Source organism: Sphingobacterium sp. UBA5639 (assembly GCF_002421245.1).
Taxonomy (GTDB): Bacteria; Bacteroidota; Bacteroidia; order Sphingobacteriales; family Sphingobacteriaceae; genus Sphingobacterium; species Sphingobacterium multivorum.
Map to the genome: position 1 here is coordinate 83,697 of NZ_DIJR01000007.1, position 6,306 is coordinate 90,002.

General features: G+C 40.3%; 3 protein-coding genes. All 3 read right to left on the reverse strand.

The genetic code is table 11. From position 1 onward, the window contains the following. The coding region (locus B4Z90_RS07275) for an alpha-L-fucosidase (protein WP_286801662.1) at positions 1 to 514 on the reverse strand (514 nt) is incomplete at its 3' end. A gap of 85 nt (positions 515 to 599) precedes the next feature. Further along, entirely contained in the window at positions 600 to 2,591 is a 1,992-nt protein-coding gene (locus B4Z90_RS07280; RefSeq protein ID WP_286801664.1) for a RagB/SusD family nutrient uptake outer membrane protein, read from the reverse strand. A gap of 10 nt (positions 2,592 to 2,601) precedes the next feature. Then, entirely contained in the window at positions 2,602 to 6,108 is a 3,507-nt protein-coding gene (locus B4Z90_RS07285; protein ID WP_070566785.1) for a TonB-dependent receptor, read from the reverse strand. Between the last annotated feature and the right edge of the window lie 198 nt (positions 6,109 to 6,306).

Here is a 6,306-nt window from a genome sequence, read left to right on the forward strand (position 1 = left end):
AAGCTTCTGACCCATAAGAAGCTTCATGTCGATCCCAAGGGGAAAGATATACCCCCAACTTCATATCGTATTTTTTACAGGCCGCAGCAAGTTCGCCAAAAATATCTCCTTTTCCCTTTTTGTAAGGAGAATTTTTAACCGAATAGTCTGTTGTATTCGTTTGCCAGAGGCAGAAGCCATCGTGATGCTTCGCCGTAAGAATCAAAAGTTTGATTCCACCTTCCTTTGCTGTCCTAACCCATTGTTCTGCATCTAATTGCGTCGGATTAAATAATTTTGGATCGTCTTTCCCTTCACCCCATTCCTTATTTGTGAAGGTATTGATCCCAAAATGGAGAAATCCGGTCACTTCCAGCTTTTGCCAATCAAGCTGTCTTTGGGTCGGTATCACGTTGGCAGCTTTGGTTACAATAGCAGATTCTGATTCTCCGGGTTGTAATGCAATCATATTTTGAGCCGAAGCATGAAAAACCGCTGCCAATAACAGTAATGTAATTGTATTAATTTTCTTCATTTGATATTTATCTGACAAAAATAAGATAGCCGGAATAATCTCCGAACTATCTTATCTTCAAAGTTTTCGTAAAGGTTCCGACCAATTATTGATTGGCTCCCTGATTGGCAACTAAAGGCCAATTCGGATTTTGATAAATAATTGAACCAGCTGGGCTACCATCTGTTGAAGTTATGCTCAAATGACTTATGGCTATAGGAGACAAATAGTGGGCACTGGTCCAGCTATAGCCTTTTAGAACAAGATTGTTAGCCGAAAGATTAATCCGATAGGGTCTTAAATATTGACTTTCCTGTGGTGAGGACACATTTGCGGTTTTTCCTGCTGTGCCGGGTACGATTAAAGTCGATACACCTTTATCTTTGTACCAGTCTTGCATAGGCCCCCACAGTCTCATCCCTTCAATAATGTATGGATTGCTTGCCAATTGATCCAACGCCCGCCAACGCCTAAGATCATTAAATCTAAATCCCTCAGCAACTAGTTCTAAACGGCGCTCCCTTCTAATATTATAAAGAAGTTTGTCGGATAGTAACTGCCCAGCAGAATATGCTGCAAAATCACCTTGAGCTTCCTTTTGCATGTCTGTCGCATTTACGGTTGCCATAAAATCTGTATTTACACCTGCTCTTTCTCTGATTTTTGTCCAGTAACTATTCGCTTTTGCATCGATCATTCCCTTTGCAAGATAACTTGCTTCAATATAGTTTAAATAAGCCTCAACAGCACGAAATATAATTGAGCCTGTGGTACCAGTCTGTCCCTCAGCTTGGGCAAAAAGATAACTCATTCCTTTTTTCAAAGCGTAACCTGTCACGTACCGTGTCTCTGCCAAGCCAATAATATCGGGTCTCGGCTCTGTCTGTACAGCACCTGTCGAAGAAATCTGGTTGGTATAACTCAATTCACCAGGTGCTTTCATAAAGAGCTGTAAGCGATTATCCCGATTTTTTTTGACGAGGCTGATGGAATCGTCGCCTGCATAACCGGAGTTCGAAACATAAATAGGCAGTCCGTTTTTCATCGTAAAATTTTCCACAAGGCCTCTTGAATATCCAGAATTTCCGCCATTACGGTTCATGTAGTGATTTACAGCATGCGTAATTCCTAAAGGCATTGAATAACTCCGCCATAAAAGTACTTCGCTGTAACCATTTAGATTCTCGTCGCCAAACATTTTGAAATAGGGGTTCGAAGATGAATTATAACCATCATCCTTTGTATTTCCGACAAGTTCGACTGCATCGGCTACCTGAGCAGCTGCAGTCATCGACTGTTCTAAGAAATAATTGATCTCATTATCGATATTGATCGAAAAATTTGGGTGCGATTTTGCGCCCGGCCAGCCAGTTCCGCCAGGGACGAAAGCAGTTCCTTTGTGGTATTTTAGCCAAGAGCCTTCAAATAACCCTACACGAGATTTAAAAAGTAAAGCGGCCTTTTTTGAAATACGGTTTTTTCCGTCAGGGGCTACATCGTTCAACAACGTAATTGCCGAATCCAAATCAGAAAGAATAAATCTAACCACCATATTTCTAGGTTGTCGAATGGAAGTAGCCGTCAGCTCCTCCATATTATCTTTGAGTGTATTTTTAACAATCGGAAAATCACCCAGCGCCTGTACTTTATTAAAATATTCATACGCTCTCAAAAAATACGCTTCACCCACATAATGAGTTATATTTGCTGAATTTCCTGTTAACTTACCGCTCTTCCATTTTGGAAGTACCTGTTCGAGAAAATAGTTCAACTGTCTAATCTGAGCAAAATCCCATTCGCCGCCCGAACTCGGCACACGCCATTCTCCCGGAACCCAACGAGTCGAATAACTTGAAGTCACCTGGTTATCGGTACCGTTATCGTTGGCAAATGTGCCAAGCCCCCAGCCAGAATGGGATGGAAAGGCATAACGTCCAACCGTATATGCGGCTAAATCAGCTTCGGTATTTAAATATTCCTGCGGCGTTACATTGGATAAGGGTTCCCTGTCCAGATACTTGTTACAGGAATGCAAAGTGAACAGCACGGTCATCGATAACAACCAAGAAATTGTAGAAAAATAATATGTCGTTTTCATATATATCTAATTAAAAATTCAAGTTAAGGCCAAAAGAATAAGTCGTCGAAAATGGATATGTTTTTCCATCGTTCCATCCTCCTAGTCCAACGGTTTCCGGATCAAAAACCTTAGCCATTTTGGTAAAAGTCAACAAATTCTCACCTGATGCATAAATACGAATTTTGGTAAATCCTATCTTGGCCAATAGCTGTGGAGAAAACGTATATCCAAATTGAGCATTCTTTAAACGTAAATAAGCGGCGCTCTGCAAATATTTAGTTTGTGTTTGCTGATTTTTTGAGGTGTTAAAATAAGGTCTTGGTAAATAGGAATCTTTATTAACACCTAAAACACCGTTCTGTACCATCGTGGAATTCTCATCGCGGTAGAAGTTCATATTCTCAACAAATCCAGCAGACTGCCACATCCCGCCATTCGCCCCCCAAAAATATGGGCCATTGGGCATATAATCGCGTTTTCCAACACCTTGCAAGAAAATCCCTAAATCGAATCCACTATAATTGAAATTTAAATCAAAACTATAACGATAGCGTGGGGCCGAATTTCCTATAATTGCCAGATCCCCTGGGTTCGCCAACGTATTGGCTCCATTATTAACCTGACCGTCCCCGTTGAGATCAGCATACATAATATCCCCAGCTTGCCAGTTTGTCCCGAAAGACTGTTTGGCATTAGCGAGGTGTGCAGCCATTTCTTCTGCGCTCTGTGCTATTCCTAAAGTTTGATATCCCCAGATCTCCCCATTCTTGCGGCCATCGTACCAGGTACTCAACGTACCTGTAGGATTAGGATATTTGGTGACTGTCTGACGGTCGTCGGAAAGGACAGCTCGCGCGCTATAATTCAATTTACCGATATGATCTTTCCAATTTAACTCAATTTCAAAGCCTCTGGAGTTCATCTCGGCATTGTTTAATCGCGGCACAGCTGTACCCAAAATAGCGGGAAGTTCTGGTGCTGGTCCTATCATATCGAATGTATTCCGACGATAGACTTCAAGAGATAAACCTAAACGATTGGAAAGTGCCCGCAGATCCAACCCCACATTCCAGCTTGATACACGCTCCCAGGTCAAAGTTGAGGCAATAAGCCCAGGTGCACTGGCTGTATTTGTTTTTTGTCCATTCAAAAGCCAGGTACCATTAGCTATACTTACTGGCATTGTTGCATAAAAAGGATACCAATTGTCCGTATATTGGTTTCCCAACTCGCCATAGGAACCACGTAACTTAAACATGGAAACATGCTCCTTAATAGGCCAAAATGACTCATTTGCTACATTCCATCCAGCGGAAACTGAGGGGAAGAGATTCCAGCGCAAATCTCTTGGAAAACGTGAAGAGCCGTCGTATCGTCCGTTAGCCTCAAAAAGATACCTATCTTTGTAGCTATAGTTTAATCGTCCAAAAAAACCAGCGGTAGCCCAATGTTGATAGCCCCCAGAAGCCCTTGGATTGGTGGTGGCAGTATTCAATGTCGGTATATTATCTGTGATCAGATCGCTCATGCTTCCATTGAGATCTCTATACTTATTGAGCTCTGAATTGAAACCAGCCAAAATTTTGAAATGATGATCATCGTTGAGGTCAAAGGAATAATCTGAAAAGAAATTTGTACTGAAATATTCGTCTTTGCGATTGTATTCAGACACATTGGTATACCCCGCAGCATTGTATCCTACTGCAAGGAGAAACGGGTTTCCTTTTGCATCATTTGAATAAGCTTTCAAAATTTCGGCATGGTCATTTTGAGTCGTAATGCGGTAATTGACATTTCCTGTTATATTCCAGTTTTTGATTGGCTGATAATGTAATTGTAGCTGCTGATAAAGAAAATCTTTCTGAAATTTTGAACGTCCTCCTTGCTGCAGCTGCAATATTTCACTTGGTTCGGAATAATTTCCATTTGGGTCGTACAAAGGTATCGTAGGCCATCTTCTCGCTATATTATGATAATATAAATCATTCATATGGCTTGCTTTTTCGTAGTCTTCACGTACAAAACGCGTATTGTACATGAGGTCCACCTTATCGCTAATCTTTGCATTGATTTTCGTAGCTATCGAATATCGTTGAAAATTATCATTGGCAAATCTGTTCAAACCATTTTGATCCATGTAATTTGCAGAACTATAAAAATTTAGCTTTTCAGTACCGCCATTCAAACTGAGCGTATGTTCATGGGAAGTTGTAAAGTCCCTATAAAACTCTTTAAACCAGTTTGTATTCCCATTAGATCCCGTATAGTATTGAAATCTGTCACTAGCATTTGGGGTAGTTGTCGTTTCTATTTCTCCTTTCTGATAAGCGTCAATCCGTTCCAATACCTCCTGCGAAAATTTTGCACCCTCACCATCGTTTGCTGCGACTTCATTAAAATAGTAAGCAAATGTTTTGGAATCTAACATCGTTGGTAGCCCTCTTGGCTTGCCCAGTCTTATATTATTGTTATAATTTGCTGTTATCTTCCCCGATTTTCCAGATTTTGTTGTAATGAGGATAACTCCAAAAGGTGCCCTGGAGCCGTAAATAGCAGAAGCTGCTGCATCTTTAAGCACGGTGATATTTTCAATATCCTGAGGATTCAGCGCATTCATATTACCTTCCATCCCATCAATTAAAACCAAAACTGATGAACTCGACCCTACGCCTATCGTCCCCGCACCACGGATATTGACGCTTAGATTTTGATTTAGCTCGCCGCCCAATCCAGTTGTCTGTAAATTCAACCCAGGAATCATGCCCTGCAGCGCCTGTCCAACATTCTGCACAGGTCTTGACTCTAACTCTTTACCATCAAGGGAAGAAACCGCACCAGTCAAATTTGCCTTCTTTTGAGTTCCGTACCCCACTACGACAACTTCTTCCAAGGCTCTATCCTGACTGGCCATTGTCAACAGCATTGGGTTGCGACTAGCGTTTTCACTTAAAGAAGCATACCCCACATAGGAAAAATCCAAAATAGATTTTTCATTTGCTACTTTTAAAGTAAATGTTCCGTCTTCTGCTGTCAATACAGTATTTGAGGTACCTCTTTCTGTCACAGTCACACCCGCAATTGGTTTTCCCGATGCATTCAAAACTGTACCTTTAATCTCTATCTTTTCTAATTTTTGATTTGGGATATTTTTGAAACTATTCCTTTCCTGTGGTTTAACAATAATAGTTTTACCTTCAATCACAAAATCTAGATCCTGCTCCGTGAGCGCTTTTTTCAACACTAACCTCAAATCCAATTTGGAACCAGAATAAGAGATTAATTTTTTGTTTTGCAAAATATCCGAATCATAAATAATCTGATATCCCGTTTGTTTACGTATCTCTTTTAGGACCTCTGATAAGGTTGCATTTTTTAGATTGAGGTTTAATTCTTGTGCCTTGGCTAAGGGAAGGCTTTGGAGAGCTATTAAACCAAGGATAGTACCTATTCTTGACGATCGCTTTAGAAAAGTTAAAGCAGATTGGTCCCGAACAAACCAAAATTTGTTTTTTCTCAGGTGAAATTTTTTATTCATATTTTTAGGCTTTATTGTAAAAGGGGCATTATTCCCATTCTTACAATAAAGAGTCTCCCAAACGCGATTACCCTAAAAAATTTTTTTAAAAAATTAATTCATGACCTTTTAACGTGATGTTCAAATTGCCTGATCTTTTTATGAGATCCAAAATCTCAGAAAACGAGCGATCTCTTTTAAGAAAAAGTGTAAAATTTC